This window comes from Streptomyces poriferorum (assembly GCF_019399235.1).
GTDB classification, from domain to species: domain Bacteria; phylum Actinomycetota; class Actinomycetes; order Streptomycetales; family Streptomycetaceae; genus Streptomyces; species Streptomyces poriferorum.
Genome location: NZ_JAELVH010000011.1, coordinates 38,055 through 53,217, shown reverse-complemented (window position 1 = coordinate 53,217; position 15,163 = coordinate 38,055). Strand labels below are relative to the sequence as shown.

Below are 15,163 nucleotides of genomic sequence, written 5' to 3'. Positions count from 1 at the left end.
TCCCGGTGCTCACGCTCGCGACCGGCACATCGTGCAGCACGGCCGCGAGCGTGAGCACCGGGAGGCCGACGACGGGGAGGAGCGCGGTCGTGACCGCCTGTCCACGCACCGTCGGGTCGGTCACCGTGAACAGGGCGAGCAGCGCGGCCAGGCCACCGGTGATGGCCGCCGCCAGCGAGTGCCCGGCCGCCCCGCACAGCGCCACGGCGAGCCCGATGCCGAGCACGGCCCGGGACGCGAACCGCAGCCGGATCCGCCCCGGATCGTGTGCGACGAACGCCCTCTTCAGCACGTTGCCCCGCCCCTTTCGCGCATGGATCAGCGCAGACATGAAAAAGGCGCCACAGAGATCCCGGAGGGATCCGCAGCGCCATTGATAGAGCCATTGCAGCACCTGAAGAGCTACTGGTTCAACTTGGACCGGCTCTTATGGACCAATGGCCCATGATCTCCTCTCTTCGTCGGGCCACGGCAGAGCCAACGGTCCAGCCTGCCGCGACGCTCTCACTCACGGAGCGTTTCCCGGGGGACGAGCCGAGGGCCGAGCGAGGTCGCCAGGGACATCGTGGACACCGGCGGCCGCGCCCTGATCCGGCCTGATCAATCCGACCTGGCCCGCCTGGTACGCCTGGACCGTCTGACCCCCGCCCGGCCCGCCCGGCCGGCCCGGGCCGAAGGCTAATGCCCGGCCGTGTCGTCGGGCCAGATGCCTATGTGATCGGCTTCCAGCTCCAGCATCACCCGGTCACGCATGCCCAGGGCTTCGGTGTGATCGGCGGGCAGCTGAAGGCGGCCCGCGCGGTCCAGCATCGCGTACTCCCTGGCCACCACCGATTCCTGGCCCGTCGTCGCGTCGACCTCCGTGCGCCGCAGGGTCTCCGTGGAGGTGCGGCCGTCGCGAATGGCCACCGTGCGGCTGACCTCGGAGGCCACCGACTGGTCGTGGGTGACGATCAGGATCGTCGTGCCGAGCTCCTGGTTCGCCATGCGCAGCGCGGCGAAGACCTGCTCGGCCGTCTGGGAGTCGAGCTCTCCCGTCGGCTCGTCGGCGAGCAGCACCGCCGGTTCGTTCGCCAGTGCCACCGCGATGGAGACGCGTTGCTGCTGGCCACCGGACATCTGGTGCGGACGGCGGTCGCGGCAGTCGGCCACCTCCAGCAGGGAGAGCAGGGATTCGGCGCGTGCGGCCCGTTCGGCCTTCTTCCGCGTACGGCCGGCCAGCTGCATCGGCAGCGTCACGTTCTGCACGGCGCTCAGATACGGCAGGAGGTTGCGTGCGGTCTGCTGCCAGACGAAGCCCACCACCTCGCGCCGGTAGCGCAGCCGGTCCTTCGCGCTCATGGCCAGCAGATCGCACCCGGCCACCTTCGCTGCGCCCGCCGTGGGCTCGTCCAGACCCGCCAGGACGTTCATCAGCGTCGACTTGCCGCTGCCGGACGCTCCGACCAGGGCTATCAGCTCACCCTCGCGGACCAGCAGGTCGAGCCCTTGCAGCGCCTGCACCTCGACTCCGTCCGTGGAGAAGATGCGGACCAGCCGGTCGCAGGTGATCAGCGCGTCGTGGCCGTACTCGGGCCGGTCGCGCCGGGCCGCCGCCCGGCGCTCCAGCTCGCCGAGGGTGACGCCTGTGGAGGCCTCGGTCATCGCGTGTCTCCTACCCTGAGTTCGGTCGTTGTCGTACGCCGGGTGATCAGCCAGGCCTGTGCGGCGGCCACCGCCGACGCGATCGCCACCACGCCGAGCGCGGGCAGCAGCAGACTCACCGGATCGGCGCGCAGCCGTACCTGGCCGAGCGACGCCTGACCGGCCAGAGCGAGCCGGCCGAGATCGATTCCAGGAGCCAGCAGGAGGATCGCCACCCAGCCGACCAGCGCACCACCCGCGGCAGCCAGCAGAGTCTGCGGCAGGTTCTCCAGAATCAGCAGACGGCGCCCCTGCCGGCGGGTCATGCCCATGGTGCGCAGCCGGCCGAGCAGCGCGGTTCGCTCGGCGGAGGTCTGGAGCAGGGAGAGCACCAGCGCGAGTACTGCGTACCCGACTCCCGCCGCCGCGGCCACCGCGTAGATCCGTTCGGCACCGCTCTGCACGGGCGACGTCGTGAACCTGTCCCGTTCGGCGGAACGCAGCTTCACGATGGCCGAGCCCGCGGCGCGGGCCGCCGGCTCGAGGTCGGTGCCGGCCACGGAGGGGCCGGATATCAGCAGTGTGGAGGCAAGGTGCCTGCCCGGCAGACCTGCTGCGTCGACCACCAGGAAATCGCCGTCGGAGACTGCGGGCGTGGTGCTGAGCACCTTGTCCACGCGGACCGAGAACGGGCCGTCCGCCGGGCCGATCTCCGTCGCCCGGCCGCGCAGCCGCTCGGCGACGGCGGGGGAGGCGAGTGCGGGCAGCACTCCGGAGGACTTCCGCAGTTCGGCGGCCCGGAACGGACCGAGGCCGGTGCGGCCGGCGAGACGCGCGTACGAATCGGGGTCGACGGCGAGCAGCGTGACGCGGTCGAGCCGGCCGTCCCGCAGGTCCAGGTCGAAGTCCCGGTAGACGGGCGCGACATCGTTCACCCCGGCCATGTTCCGTACCGTCCCGGCCAGCTTGTCCGGCAGCCCCCGGTCCGCATCGATCCGGGCATCGGCGCCGATCGCGGCCAGGGACGCCCGGTCCCGGGCATCGGCGACACCGGAGAGTACCGAGCCGCCGAACGCCACCGTCGTCAGGGCCACGAGCAACGCCAGCAGCGGAAGCACGGTGGCGGTGGCGGAGGAGCGGCCCGCACGGGCGAGTGAAAGGAAGCCGACCGCACCGCGCCGTCGCGCCACCGGCAGCGCCGCGAGCCGCAGGGGCAGTGGATACAGCCGTACGAGAAGCAGCGCGGCGATCACACCCAGCAGTACCGGGGCGGCGCTGATGAGTGCGTCCGCGTCGCCGTCCGAGGTGCCCCGGCGCCGCAGTGCGGTGACAGCTGCCACGGTCAGCACCAGCAGCGTCAGTTCCGCCACGGTCCGGCGGCGCGACGGTCTGGCCCGTACGAGATCGTTCCGGTCACCGTGCAGACGCGGCCGCCGGTGCAGGAACGCCGCTCTCAGGGGCAGCGTGGCGCAGGCGAACAGCGCGACCGCGGCCGACGGGAACGGCGACCTCGGCGAGCAGCCGTCCCGCGATCCCGCGGACCGAACCGCCCCGCGAGCGGAGCAGCGACAGCTCGTGGTGCCTGCGCGAGGCGGCCAGGCCGCCGGTCATCAGCAGGACGACGCCCGCGACGCTGCCGACGCCGAAGGCCGCGACGGCGACCACCGGGTTGATGGCGGCGCGGATGCCGTCGAACTCGATGAGGACGTCGTCCAGGCCGGTGCTGGTCTCCAGCTGCGGCGCGACCTCGGTGCGCAGCGCGCTCAGCAGCGGGCCTTGTTCGAGGGAGGCGATCGCCTGTGTGATCCGGGACAGGTCGGCGACGTCCATCCCGGCCGGGTCGGGAGCGACACGCCAGTAGGCCTCGCCGCCCATGGACAGCAGGACGGGTGCCGCTTCGGGGGCAAGCAGCAGTGCGCCGTGCCAGTACGGCAGAGGGGGCTGATCCGGTGTGTGGAGGTACGTCGGCGTGCGCAGCACGGGTTCGACGGACCAGTAGCTCTGCTGCGGCCGCAGCGGTTCGACGATGCCGGTGACGCGCACGGCGAGGGGCGCACCGTTGGCCCGCGGCACATGGATGGTCGAGCCGACCTTGATGCGCAGCGCCCTGGCAGTGGCGGAGGTGACCGCCGCCTCGACGGTTTCGGTGGCCGGGGTGACGGACCCCGCGGTCGCCCTGGGCAGCCGTCCCGAGGCCGGCGTGGAGTGCTCGGCGACCGCGGTCTGGGCGGAGAGGGTGAATACCGGCCATCCGCCGTTCAGCTCGGGCAGCCACGTGTCGGTGGCTGCCACGGGCTTGCGGGTGCGTGCTCCGTAGGCGGACTGGCCGGTGTCGACGCGCAGGGACTTCGGCAAGGCGGCCAGGATCTGCTGGTAGTTCTCGGTCAGCCGACGGGCCTCCAGCGCATCGAAGATCTTTTCCGGTTCACCGTCCACGTCCTGCCACGGATCGCTGCTCAGCTGGATGACGCTTCCATCCGGCGAGGTGGCGCTCACCTCGTGGCGCAGGCCCCGGCTCTCATACGCGGCCACCGCGCCCGGGAACGCCGCGGCGAGGAACGAGGTGACCAGGACGAGGAGAAGCAGGGCGGCGGCGGACCCCGGTGCCGTACGCAGCCGGGTGCGGACCCAGGGGGCAGTGGCCTTCATATCACTCGCCTCCCTGGACACGCATCGCCGCGGCGGTATCGCCCCGACGCATCGCCAGCGCCGCCACGATGAACACGGGTGCGGCGGCGACTCCCGCGACCAGCAGCGCCACGCGCCCGAGCGGCAGTTCCACCAGCACACCCGGAGCAGGCTGTGTGGCCTGTCCGGTGAGCACGATCAGCGGTACGACGGCACGGGTGAGCACCGCGCCGAGGGCCAGCCCGATCAGCAGCCCGAGCCCGATCAGCAGTGACTGTTCGACGGCGAGCAGCCGGGCCAGTTGGCGCCGCGGTGCGCCGAGCGCCCGCAGTACCGCGAACTCCGCCGAGCGTTCCCGCAGCGTTCCCACCGCGCCCACCGCGAAGCCGACCGCGGCCAGCGCCGCGGCGACGAGAGCCACCGCGAGCAGGGCCGACTGCGGGCCCGCGCCGAGCGGATCGTCGTGCAGGTCCTCGGCGATCTCGTCACGCACCTGGATCTGGGTCGGGTCGATCTCGGCCCTGTCGCGCAGGGCCGCCGCGACCTGCCGCGCGGCCCCGCGCTCGGTGAACAGCCACCACTCGGTGGGCGGGAACGCCGCGTCGGGACGGGTGGCGAGCACCCGGTTGACGGCTCGCAGATCGATCAGCAGCGCGCCGCCGTCGGTCGCGGGTGTGGCGGCCGGTTCGAGGGCGCCCGCACCGGGTCCGGTGGTCGGAACACCGCGGAGAGCGCCCACGATCTTCACCTTCACGGGGCCCTGGGGCATCGGGATGTCGATCACTGATCCGGTCTTCGCACCACTGGACTCGAGGAAACGGTCGGTGGCGAGTGCGGCCGGCAGGGCCGGTTCCCCGCGCTTGGCCGTGACCCGGACGGTGACCGTGCGCTTCGGGCCCCATTGGTCCTCGAACACCACTCTGCCCGTGTGGTAGGAGACGTCGAGTGGGGTCCGGGGCGACGAGCCCACGGCGGTGATCGCGGGGCCGCGCTCGTTCCTGGACGAGTCGGGCTCGACGCTCGCCGTGGCCTTGGCCCCCCACGCCAGGTCCTTCGGCACGGTGACCCCGCGGGTGGCGCCGTCCGCGGTGACCGAGCGCATCCCGCCGATCGTGAGCCGCTTGGCGGCGATCCGGTCCGGATAACCCGCCTCGTCGAACTCCACCCCGGTCAGCGCCAGCGGACCCGCCGGCCTTCCCGCCGGGGCGTCTGCCGCCTTGGCGAGGTCGACGGTCATCGGGTGCGGCTTGCCGTCCGGCGCAAGTGTGTCCGACTGCAGCCGGTAGGGCACTCCGAAGCGGTCCTCGAAGGTGAGAGTGATGGTCGTGCCCTCTCTCGCGTGCGGGCCGTCCTCGGCGGAGCTCAGGGTGACGTCGAGGACGAGGCGCACCGTGTCATCGGGCAGCAGCACACCCGTGGGCACGGTCTTCTTGGGGCTCAGGGACCTCAGCAGCTTGCCCGGGTCGGTGTCGGCCAGGTCGTCCCGCAGCCGTAGTTCCGTGCCCGCGAGCCCGGTGTCGAGCGCGAGTACGGTGGCCTGGCGTCCGCCCGAGAGACCGAGACCGGTACGGGCGGCCGGCACCGCTGCCCGTACGCCCGGTATCCCGTCGTACACACCGCCCTGGCCGAACCGGGAGGTGCCGCTGCCCAGTACGCGTACCGGGGCGCCGGCCCTGAAGTCCGCCTGGTCGTCCTGCGAGCGGTCCCAGGACGCGCCCTGGCCGATCGCCAGCATGCCCATGGAGACGGCGAGCACGAGCAGCAGCACCGGTCCCGCGCCGCGCAGTGGTCTGCGGCTGATTTGCCAGCCCGCCAGCGGGACGGTCAGCCCGCGGCCCGCGGTCGCCCGCCGCTCGGCGAGCTTCGCCGTCGGCGGCAGCAGCCGCAGGGTGAGGACGGTCCCGGCCAGCAGCGCCAGTGCCGGCGCCACGACGAGCAGCGGGTCGATGCCCAACTCGCCCTCGCGGTCACCGCTGAGGGCGCCGCCACCCGAGGTGCTCCGGTCCAGCTGCCAGAACGCGACGGCGGCGACGGCCACGAGCGCGATGTCCGCGCCCGTGCGCAGCGGGGCGGGCAGCGTGCGGCCGCGCCCGCGTGCCGCCACTGCCGCGGTGAGCGCCGGGGCCACCACGGCCGCGGCACAGGCCAGCGCCGCCACCACGCCGACCAGCCAGACCTCCGCGGTCGGACCGGTGTCGACGCGCAGCCCGATCCTGGCCAGCAGCCCCTGGCCTGCGAGCAGCCGGGTGAGCGGACCTGCGAGCAGCGGCGCGAGAGCGGCGGCGGGCAGCGCGAGCAGCAGCGCCTCCAGGGCGGAGAGCGCGGCGAGACGGCCGCGCGAGGCGCCACGGGCCAGCAGCACCTGGGTTTCGCCCGCGCGTTCCGTGCTCAGCAGCCGGGCCACCAGCAGCAGCGTGTACGCGGCGAGCAGCACCAGCTGCAACGAGATGATCAGCAGGGTCGCCCTGGACACGAGCAGCGCCCGCTCCAATGAGCCGAGAACGTCGGGCAGCGAGGTACGCGTGGTGACGCCGCTCTCCAGCCCCGGCCGGGCGGCGACGAGCTTCTGGCTGTTCTTCGCGGCCGTACGCAGTGAGTCGATCCGGTCGGCGCCCAAGGTGGTGAAGTCTGCCGTGGCCAGCCAGGACACGCCACCGTGTGTGATCCGGCCGGACCCGAAGGCCGCGGCGTCGGTCAGCATCGGCCCGTACGTCAGGAACGAGTCCCTGTGCACACCGCGCCCGCCCAGCTCGTCCAGCTGCCAGTACGGATCGTTCCGGTCGACGGGACGGTAGACGCCGGTGACGCGTATGCGCACCGCGGGACCACCGAGCCGGTCGGCGAGGGTCAGTACCCGCGGCCCCGGCAACAGTTTCAGCTGCGTCGCGGCGACCTCGGGCACGGCGACGCCGATCACGTCGCCCTGCCCCGCCGACGGCCAGGCGCCCTTCGACAGGCGGACCCGCGAGCGGTCCGCCAGGGCGAACGTGGTGAGGTCGGGCTCGCCCTCGCGGGCGGCGGGCGGCTGCAGACCCCGTGGCAGCGCGTACGGCCCCGAGCGGTGGAACTCCCGCAGGGTCACCGGGAGCCCGTCGAAGGACTGCCGGGCCCCGCTCCGGACCTGTACGGCCTCGGCACGGTCCGCCTCGGGACTCTCCGCCTTGATGATCAGCGAGGCGGCGGCCGCGTCCCTGGTCTGCAGGGCGTGACGCAGCCCGGCGTCCCCGACCGAACCCGAGAACGCGGCGAGGGTGGCCAGAACGGCGGTGGTCAGCAGGACGGCCAGCAGCGCCGCCGTGACCAGCAACCGGTGTGCGCGGACGCGCAGAAACACAAATCCCGTCACCGGTCTCCCCCGAAACGCCTTGCGCACATCCCCCGAAAATTCTTTCGAAGGGAATGTTTACAGAGACAGCGCCCGGAGAACACCGCCCTCACTCACGACTTGATCGAATTGTGACCGGATTTCGGTGCGTGAACACCGAAATGCGGCGCTCCGGCCGCGCGTCAGACGTGCTCGACGATATGGCCGTCGTTGAGTTCGAGCACCCGGTCGGCCAGCCCCAGCAGCTGGGCGTCGTGCGTGGCGACCAGCGCCGTCACGCCCTCGGCCCGCACCACCGCACGCAGCAGTTCCATCACCGCGAGCCCGGTCTCCGCGTCCAGCTGGCCCGTCGGTTCGTCGGCGATCAGCAGGGCGGGCCGGTTGGCGAGTGCGCGGGCGATGGCGACACGTTGCTGCTGGCCGCCGGAGAGCTCACCCGGCCGCTGCTCCGCGTGGTCGGCGAGTCCGACCAGCGCGAGGAGCAGCTCGACCCTCGCGTCGCGCTCCTTCGGAGCGGTTCTGCGCAGGCGCATCGGCACGCCGACGTTCTCCGCGGCCGTCAGGATCGGGATCAGACCGAAGGACTGGAAGATGAATCCGATCCGGTCGCGGCGCAGCTCCAGCAGGCCGTCCTCACCGAGGCCCGCCAGATCGGTGCCGCCCACGGTGACGCGGCCCTCGTCGAGGGCGTCGAACCCGCCGACCAGGTTGAGGAGTGTCGTCTTGCCGGAGCCCGATCTGCCCTTGAGCGCGACCAGCTCACCGTGCGCCACGTCGAAGGAGACACCGCGCAGGGCGTGGACGGCGGCGGCCCCGGAGCCGTAGGAACGATGCAGGTTCTCCACCCGCACCATGGGTTCCCCGTCCCTGCCCGCTACGACGGAGGTGCCGGAGCGCGCGCTGATGTTCTCTGTCATGAAGAGTCCCCCGTACGGAATCGGTCCGGCCAAGTATGTGCAGGGGCCCGCGCCCGGACAATGGCGGGTGGCCGCCGTGGCCGCTCCGCCTCGTCGCGGGGCCTTCGCAGGCCCGGCACGCGAGTGCCCGCCGCGCGGGAGGCACGCACCCGGGCGAGACTACCCACGTGGGGCGGGGAGAGCCCTCGACCTGACCACAGCTGTGGACCGCTGCTCCAAGGCGTTGCGGGTGGAAGAAGCGGACATGGGCGGCCTGACAGCGCGGCTGCCCCTGGTGGACGGCGCGGAACGCCTGGGTGTCGTGGCGGTGGTGTCCCCGACGCTGGACGCCTTGCTGTTGCGCCGCGCCCGGGTCCTCGCCTCTCTCCTGGCCCTGATGATCACCTCCAAGCGGTCCTACAAGGATTCGTTCGTCGCCCGGACCCGCACGGAACCCATGGAGTTGCCCGCCGAGCTGCTCCGGGCGTTCCTGCCGCCCCGCACGATCGGTACGGCGCATGTCGTATCCACGGCTGTCCTGGAACCGGCGTACGAGATCGCGGGGGACGGGTTCGACCACGCCCTCACGGCTACGACCCTGCACGCGTCGAGCCTCGATTCGATGGGGCACGACCTGGCCTCGGGCCTCGCCACCTCGGTCACCCCGGCCGCCTGCCGCAACGCGCGTCGCACGGGAGCCGATCTGCCCCAGCTCGTCGCCGGCTCATCCATTCCCTCCTGGAGTCGGAGAGCACCGGGCTCCGCGACGACGCGACGATTCTGATGTTCGAGTGGAGGAACCCGCAGTCGTGAGTGCCGGGCAGGATGCCCCGCCGCTCCTTCTCCCACCGGTCCGGGCCGCGTGAATCCGGCAGCCGCCCTCTGCGCGCCGACAGCTCCTGACGGTATGGACACACCGAGTTGACATCACTACGCTCACCCTTGGTCTAGACCGCAGAACTCTCCGGACATCACCCCACATCTCCAGGAGCGACGTATGCGCAGAAAGATCACTTCCTTACTGGCCGGGCTCGGCCTGGCCGGTGCGGCGCTGTTCGCCACATCCGGCAGCGCGCAGAGCCACGGCTACACCGACTCGCCGATCAGCCGCCAGCAACTCTGCGGGATCGGCACCGTCAAGCACTGCGGCCAGATCCAGTGGGAGCCGCCGAGCGTCGAGGGGCCCAAGGGATTCCCCACCCGCGGACCGGCCGACGGCCACATCTGCTCGGGCGGCATCGGCCGCTTCTCCGAGCTCGACGACCCGCGGGGCGGCGCATGGCCCGCCACCCAGGTCTCCGCCGGGCAGAACTACACCTTCCGGTGGCGAATCGAGGCCCGGCACGCGACGACCGACTTCCGGTACTACATCACCCGGGACGGCTACGACCCGTCCCAGCCGCTCACCCGCGCCGACCTCGAACCGCAGCCCTTCCTCACCGTTCCCTTCGGCGGCAGGCAGCCGGGCTCGACCGTGACCCACTCGGGTGCACTGCCGCAGAAGTCCGGCAAACACCTGATCCTCGGTGTCTGGACGATCTCGGACACGGGCAACGCTTTCTACGCCTGTTCCGACGTGAACTTCTGACGCCCCACCGCCCCCGGCCCCGTGCCCGCCGGCATGAGGGGCCGGGGGCGGACGGCGCCGCGGACCGGCAGTGCGCCATTGGTACAGTCGCTGCCCCCGACGACGTACCAGGGAAAGGCCGGCGGACCATGGCGGTGGACGCGCTCGACACCCGGATCCTGCGGCTCCTCATCGAGCAGCCGCAGACGAGCGTGCGCGAGTACGCACGGATCCTGTCGATCGCCCGGGGCACCCTCCAGGCCCGTATCGACCGCCTCGAACGGGACGGTGTGATCACCGGCAGCGGCCCGTTCCTCTCCCCCGCCGCCCTCGGCCACCCGGTGCTCGCCTTCGTCCACCTGGAAGTGACGCAGGGGCACCTCGACGACGTCGGCGAGGCGCTTGCCGCGGTACCCGAGATCATCGAGGCTTTCTCCACCACCGGCGGCGGCGATCTGCTGACGCGGGTGGTGGCGCGGGACAACGGGCACCTGGAGGACGTGATCCAGCGGCTGATCCAGCTGCCGGGCGTCGTCAGGACCCGGACCGAGGTGGCGCTGCGCGAACGCGTACCGCACCGCTTGCTGCCGCTGGTCCGGTCGGTGGGCCGGACGGCTTCGCCCGGACGCGGTCAGGGCCTGTCCGAAACCGATCCGGCGGAACGGACCTGACCGCCCGGCTGGGACCATGGCTGCCATGAACTCATCACGAGCGGGCGCCCCTTCGGTCATCTTCGACCTGGACGGCACCCTGGTGGACAGTGAGCCGAACGCCTACGAGTCGATGCGGCTGCTCCTCGAGCAGTACGGCGTGCCCGACTTCACCTGGGAGCAGAACACCCGCTTCATCGGGATCAGCAACCTGGAGGCGCTGACGGTCCTGCGCACCGAGTACGGCATCGCCGCGTCCGCCGACGAGCTGGTGGCCGGTCAGGACGCGATCTATCTGGACCTGGCGCGGAAGTCGACCGAAGTCTTTCCCCGGATGCGGGAGTTCGTCGAGCTGCTGCACGACCGGGGCGTCGCCGTCGCCGTGGCGTCGGGCTCGTCCCTGGCCGGGATCGAGGCCGTGCTGACGAGCACCGGCCTGGACGCCTTCTTCACCACGTACGTCTCCGCCGACGAGGTGCCGCGCGGGAAGCCGGAGCCGGATGTGTTCCTGGAGGCCGCCCGTCGCCTGGGGGCCGCGCCCGCCGACTGTGTGGTGGTGGAGGACGCGGTACCCGGTGCGAGGGCCGCGCACGCGGCGGGGATGCGCTGCATCGCGGTCCCCTACGTACCGGCGTGCGCCACCGATCCGGCGTTCGCCGCGACGGGGCTGCTCTTCCCGGGCGGGCAGGACGAGTTCACCGCTCGGGACGCGTACGCCTGGCTGTTCCCCGCAACGGCACCGGCACCGAACGGGCCCGGCGCGGCTTCCTGAGCCCGGCGGGGCGACGGGCTGCGGGACGGGCCTGCCGGGCCGTCACGGCCCGGGCGGCCGGGGCGGAGTGACGGCGGGTCGCCCGGGGCTCCCGCGCCGGATATCCTGATCTTGCCGCGTGCCCCCACCCCGTCCCTCGTTCCCGGCGAGGTCGCTGCCGCGGCAGCCGGAGCGGTCCTCGGCCGAGCTGTTCGAGACACGCGAGCTATTCGAGATAGGTGTGCACAGGTGCTGGTTGCTGGTCGGTACCGATTGATATCCGCCATCGGCCGTGGCGGGATGGGTGAGGTCTGGCGGGCCACGGACGAAGTCCTCGGCCGGTCCGTCGCCGTGAAGCTGCTGCTCGGCGAACACGCCGACGAGTCGGCGACCGCGCGGTTCCGGCTGGAGGCCCAGACCGCCGCCCGGCTGAGCCACCCGCATCTGGTGGCCGTCTTCGACTTCGGGTCCTGGGAGGACCGGCTCTTCCTGGTGATGGAACTCGTCGAGGGCAGAAGCCTCTCCGACCTGCTCCTGTCCCAGGAGCGGCTGGGTCCGGAACAGGTCGCCCGGATCGCCGGCCAGGCGGCCGCCGGGCTGGCGGCGGCCCATCGGCAGGGCATCGTCCACCGGGACATCAAGCCGGGGAACCTGATGCTGGACGCCGAAGGCTCCGTCAAGATCGGCGACTTCGGCATCGCCCAGTTCGTCGACGACCCCTCGGCCGCCCTCACCACGACGGGGCACATCGTCGGCACGAGCCTCTACCTCGCTCCGGAACGGGCCCTCGGCCACACCGCCGGTGCCGCCTCGGACATGTACTCCCTGGGCTGCGTCATCTACCAACTGCTGCTCGGCCAGCCGCCGTTCCGCTCGGACACCCCGACCGCGACCCTGTACCAGCACGTGGACACGCCTCCCGTACCGCTGCGACAGCGGGGCGTGGACATGTCCGCGGCCTTCGACTCGTACCTGCTGGGCCTGCTCGCGAAGCAGCCGGAGGACCGGCCCACCGCACAGCAGGTCGCCGACTGGTTCCACAGCGAGGCGTGGCGGGGGCAGGCGGAACCGCTGCCGCGGCACCGGCCCGCTCCTCCGCGAGCTCCGGCCGCGCCCCACGCGCCGGCGCCCTCCCCGGTCGCTCAGCGCCCGGGTGCGGACCCCGGCGCCCCGACGACGTACCGGCTGCCCCAGGCGCACGGCCGGGGGCGGCGTGCGGCCGCCCGGCCCCGGAACAGCCGGCGGCGCAGCACCCGCGAAGCCATCAGACGCCGGCCCAGAGTGGCCAGCGCCATCGCGGGGACGGTGGCCTTCCTCGCCGCCGTCTACCTGGGGATGAGCCTGTTCTCCCCCGATTCCAGCTCGGCCACCACCCCGGAGGACGGCACCACGACGAGCGGGCCGTCCTCCCCCGCACCCGGCCGGTAGCCGGGGCCCGTCACCAGCGGTCGTGTACCGCCGCGCGGATCCTGCGGTCGTACAGGTCGCGCACCGCGTCGAGCGCGCTCTGCGGCAACGGTTCCAGCGCCGCCGCGGCCGCGTTGGCCCGGGTCTGCTCCACCGAACGGGCCCCGGGGATGACGCTGGTGACACCGGGCTGCTGAATGATCCAGCGCAGCGCCGTCTGCGCGGGCGTCGCCCCGTCGGGAGCCAGTCCGGCGAACTCGGCCGCCGCCGCCAGCCCGGTGCCGTACTCGATCCCGGAGAAGGTCTCGCCCTGGTCGAACGCCTCTCCGTGCCGGTTGTACGCGCGGTGGTCCTCGGGTGCGAAGACGGTGTCCGCGGTGTACTTCCCGGACAGCAGCCCGGAGGCGAGAGGCACACGGGCCACGATGCCGACGCCGGCCGCGCGCGCGGCCGGCAGGACCTCGTCCAGCGGCTTGAGGCGGAACGGGTTGAGGATGATCTGCACGCTCGCGACTCCGGGGCGGGCGATGGCCGTCAGCGCCTCGGCACACGTTTCGACGCTCACGCCGTAGGCGGCGATCCGCTGCTCGGCGACGAGCGTGTCCAGGGCGTCGTAGACCTCGTCCGAGGAGTAGACGGCCGTGGGCGGGCAGTGCAGCTGCACGAGGTCGAGGGTGTCGACCCCGAGGTTGGCCCGTGAGCGGTCGTTCCAGGTACGGAAGTTGTCCAGAACGTAGTTCTCCGGCACCTGATCGGCACGACGGCCCATCTTGGTCGCGACCAGGACGCCCGCGTCGGGGCGCTCCTTCAGATAGCGGCCGATGAGCTGTTCGCTGCGTCCGTCCCCGTACACGTCCGCGGTGTCGAAGAAGGTGACGCCCGCCCCCACGGCAGCGTCGAGGACGTCGACGGCATCGGACTCGCGCACCTCGCCCCAGTCCCCGCCCAGCTGCCATGTGCCCTGCCCTACGACCGATACGTTCCGTCCGGTCCTGCCCAGTTCTCGCTGCTCCATGGCGATCATGCTACGTCCGCCGGACGGCCGGTCCGGGGCTCAGCCGCAGCGGCCGCGGACACCGGGGCGGGACACCTCGCCCCCGCCCCGGCCGGCGGTCAGCCGGCGTCCTGCCCCAGGGCGGTGAGCCGCCCGGCCTCGTCGTCGGTGAGCCGCAGGGCGCCCGCCGCCACGTTGGCCTCCAGATGGGCGGGGTTGCCCGTGCCCGGGATGGCCAGGACGTGCGGGCCCCTGCGGAGCGTCCAGGCGAGCCTGACCTGGGCGGGGGACGCGTCGTGGGCCCGGGCGATGTCGAGCAGCACGTCGTGCTCCGCGGTGAGGTCCGCACCGGCCTCGCGGCCTCCGGCCGCGATCGCGTAGAACGGCACGAAGGCTATGCCGAGCTCGCCGCAGGTACGGAGGATGTCCTCGGAGTCCGCACGCCGCTCGCCGATGCCGTACCTGTTCTGCACACAGACGACGGGCGCGATGGCCCGGGCCTCGGCGATCTGGTCCGGGCCGACGTTGGAGAGGCCCAGATGACGGATGAGTCCCTCCTTGCGCAGCTCGGCCAGCGCACCGAACTGTTCGCCGACCGGGGCGGGGCCGTTCGCCCTCAGGTTCACCACGTCGAGGTGGTCGCGGCCCAGCTGGCGGATGTTCTCCTGGACCTGTCCGCGCAGTTGCTCGGGCCGCGCCCAGTTCAGCCAGTCGCCGGAGGGGCCGCGTCCGGGGCCGACCTTGGTCGTGATGACCAGGTCGTCGCCGTACGGGGCCAGTGCCCGGTTGATCAGCTCGTTGGCGGAGCGCAGGGGCGAGAAGTAGAAGGCCGCCGTGTCGATGTGATTCACGCCGAGCTCAACGGCGCGGCGCAGCACGGAAATCGCCCGGTCCCGGTCGTGCGGGCCGCGGTCGTCACTGAACGCGGCACCGTTCTGCGTCAGGCGCATGGCGCCGAAGCCGATCCGGTTGACGGTCAGATCTCCGAGCTGCCAGGTGCCGGCAGCCGCTGCGTCGGGGGTTTCCGAGGTCAAGGGTGATGCCTTCCATGAAGCGGTGAACTGATGCGAGACAAGTGACGACACACCAGAATGCTTGCTTAATGCGATAGTTCATGATAACGTTGCGCCAACGCGTCTGTCGCTATCATCACTTAGTGCGTGTGCAGGATAGATCCACACCATCATCCTGTCCAGCCCCCTCCGGGCCCCGCACCTCTCGACGCCCCTCTTCGGCCCCTTCGTCACCGCCGCTTCCTGTGAGCCGCCTGTGTGATCGCACCATGGCGACTTGACCAGACTTGCCAAGCCCTCTCCGCACGC

Annotated in this window: 11 protein-coding genes and 2 pseudogenes; 5 read left to right on the top strand and 8 right to left on the bottom strand. The window is 72.1% G+C overall.

Annotated elements, in window-relative coordinates:
• The 6 genes and pseudogenes from JGS39_RS03725 to JGS39_RS03705 all read right to left on the bottom strand — a co-directional run.
• A pseudogene (locus JGS39_RS03725) lies at positions 1–292 on the bottom strand (FUSC family protein); the annotation flags it as partial.
• Positions 293–678: 386 nt separating this feature from the next.
• Positions 679–1,644 carry an ABC transporter ATP-binding protein gene (locus tag JGS39_RS03720; protein ID WP_219567229.1) on the bottom strand — a complete coding sequence of 322 codons (966 nt, stop codon included), beginning with the start codon at positions 1,642–1,644 and terminating at the stop codon, positions 679–681.
• A complete protein-coding gene (locus JGS39_RS41605) occupies positions 1,641–2,993 on the bottom strand; it encodes an FtsX-like permease family protein (protein WP_308120161.1) in 1,353 nt (450 codons plus the stop codon). The genes JGS39_RS03720 and JGS39_RS41605 overlap by 4 nt, the downstream gene beginning before the upstream one ends.
• 43 nt (positions 2,994–3,036) lie before the next feature.
• Positions 3,037–4,272, bottom strand: coding sequence for an ABC transporter permease family protein (locus tag JGS39_RS41600; RefSeq protein ID WP_308120160.1), 1,236 nt, complete (start codon positions 4,270–4,272; stop codon positions 3,037–3,039).
• Position 4,273: 1 nt separating this feature from the next.
• The gene (locus tag JGS39_RS03710) at positions 4,274–7,597 is read right to left on the bottom strand and encodes an FtsX-like permease family protein (protein ID WP_219567228.1); all 3,324 of its coding nucleotides are present in this window, start codon (positions 7,595–7,597) and stop codon (positions 4,274–4,276) included.
• Positions 7,598–7,758: 161 nt separating this feature from the next.
• Positions 7,759–8,493 carry an ABC transporter ATP-binding protein gene (locus tag JGS39_RS03705; protein WP_219567227.1) on the bottom strand — a complete coding sequence of 245 codons (735 nt, stop codon included), beginning with the start codon at positions 8,491–8,493 and terminating at the stop codon, positions 7,759–7,761.
• 220 nt (positions 8,494–8,713) lie between these two features.
• Here JGS39_RS03705 and JGS39_RS03700 point away from each other — a divergent pair.
• The 5 genes and pseudogenes from JGS39_RS03700 to JGS39_RS03680 all read left to right on the top strand — a co-directional run.
• A pseudogene (locus tag JGS39_RS03700) lies at positions 8,714–9,190 on the top strand (serine/threonine protein phosphatase); the annotation flags it as partial.
• A 279-nt stretch (positions 9,191–9,469) separates the two neighbouring features.
• Positions 9,470–10,060, top strand: coding sequence for a lytic polysaccharide monooxygenase auxiliary activity family 9 protein (locus tag JGS39_RS03695; RefSeq protein ID WP_219567226.1), 591 nt, complete (start codon positions 9,470–9,472; stop codon positions 10,058–10,060).
• A 128-nt stretch (positions 10,061–10,188) separates the two neighbouring features.
• Positions 10,189–10,710 (top strand): Lrp/AsnC family transcriptional regulator, encoded by a 522-nt coding sequence (locus tag JGS39_RS03690; RefSeq protein WP_219567225.1) that lies wholly within the window; start codon positions 10,189–10,191, stop codon positions 10,708–10,710.
• 25 nt (positions 10,711–10,735) lie between these two features.
• On the top strand, positions 10,736–11,461 hold the full coding sequence (locus JGS39_RS03685) for an HAD family hydrolase (protein WP_219567224.1): 726 nt from the start codon (positions 10,736–10,738) through the stop codon (positions 11,459–11,461).
• A gap of 228 nt (positions 11,462–11,689) precedes the next feature.
• Positions 11,690–12,868, top strand: coding sequence for a serine/threonine-protein kinase (locus JGS39_RS03680; protein ID WP_219567223.1), 1,179 nt, complete (start codon positions 11,690–11,692; stop codon positions 12,866–12,868).
• A 10-nt stretch (positions 12,869–12,878) separates the two neighbouring features.
• Here the strand turns inward: JGS39_RS03680 and JGS39_RS03675 are convergent, their stop codons facing one another.
• Together JGS39_RS03675 and JGS39_RS03670 are read right to left on the bottom strand one after the other, a co-directional pair.
• Entirely contained in the window at positions 12,879–13,871 is a 993-nt protein-coding gene (locus JGS39_RS03675) for an aldo/keto reductase (RefSeq protein WP_219567222.1), read from the bottom strand.
• Between the two features lie 89 nt (positions 13,872–13,960).
• Entirely contained in the window at positions 13,961–14,875 is a 915-nt protein-coding gene (locus JGS39_RS03670) for an aldo/keto reductase (RefSeq protein WP_219567221.1), read from the bottom strand.
• Positions 14,876–15,163 lie beyond the last annotated feature (288 nt).

Coding starts and splice junctions, on each gene's coding strand:
- JGS39_RS03720 (WP_219567229.1), bottom strand. CDS start 1,644: ATGACCGAGGCCTCCACAGGCGTCACCCTCGGCGAGCTGGAGCGCCGG.
- JGS39_RS41600 (WP_308120160.1), bottom strand. CDS start 4,272: ATGAAGGCCACTGCCCCCTGGGTCCGCACCCGGCTGCGTACGGCACCG.
- JGS39_RS03705 (WP_219567227.1), bottom strand. CDS start 8,493: ATGACAGAGAACATCAGCGCGCGCTCCGGCACCTCCGTCGTAGCGGGC.
- JGS39_RS03695 (WP_219567226.1), top strand. CDS start 9,470: ATGCGCAGAAAGATCACTTCCTTACTGGCCGGGCTCGGCCTGGCCGGT.
- JGS39_RS03690 (WP_219567225.1), top strand. CDS start 10,189: ATGGCGGTGGACGCGCTCGACACCCGGATCCTGCGGCTCCTCATCGAG.
- JGS39_RS03685 (WP_219567224.1), top strand. CDS start 10,736: ATGAACTCATCACGAGCGGGCGCCCCTTCGGTCATCTTCGACCTGGAC.
- JGS39_RS03675 (WP_219567222.1), bottom strand. CDS start 13,871: ATGATCGCCATGGAGCAGCGAGAACTGGGCAGGACCGGACGGAACGTA.